The following is a 558-nucleotide window of genomic DNA, read 5'->3' as shown; positions in this document are numbered from 1 at the left end:
TTGTTTCTAAATTTTCAAAATCAATTTCTCTTTTTGATAAAATAATATTTTTATTTTTTTTGTTATTGTTAATGTTAATGTTATTGTGCATTTCCAAGCATTGCTCGTGCATTGCGTATGCATTGCTTGTGCATTGCTCATGCATTGCACGTGCATCGTCATTACTTTTATCTTTGTTTTTATCCCATCTAGCTTTTGCTGCTTTTGAAGCCTTTTCCGAAGCTTTATCTAAATTCTCATTAGAGTTATTGAGTTCTTCCTCAACATCTAAATTCCACAAGCGACCATCTGCTAAACGAATGAAATATCCTTCTTCAAGCAAAACATTCAGTGCCGCTTCAAACTTCTTCACTGAATAACCCGTGTAATTAGATAAAACTTTAATATTATAAAAAAGAGGTTCACCAGTATGCAACATACGTAACCGTAATCGCATATAGATATTGCCCTCTACAGCAGGCAAATAATCAACAACTATTGCCCACTTGTCTGCAAAAAGCCTCGTCCATGGCAACTTAGTTGACATACTTCACCTCCCTTTCTTTATTATTATTGCAA

The 558-nt window shown here is 34.1% G+C and carries 1 protein-coding gene; it reads right to left on the bottom strand.

What is annotated here, in order from left to right; genetic code table 11:
* A partial coding sequence (locus tag ACFIKJ_RS09705; RefSeq protein WP_375670577.1) for a DUF1376 domain-containing protein occupies positions 1-526 on the bottom strand: 526 nt, incomplete at its 3' end.
* Positions 527-558 lie beyond the last annotated feature (32 nt).

The sequence above is a fragment of the Bartonella sp. PS7NMGDW genome (assembly GCF_042193585.1).
Lineage (GTDB): Bacteria > Pseudomonadota > Alphaproteobacteria > Rhizobiales > Rhizobiaceae > Bartonella > Bartonella grahamii.
The sequence above is the reverse complement of the archived record's forward strand: the minus strand, read 5'-3'. Positions and strand labels throughout refer to the sequence as shown.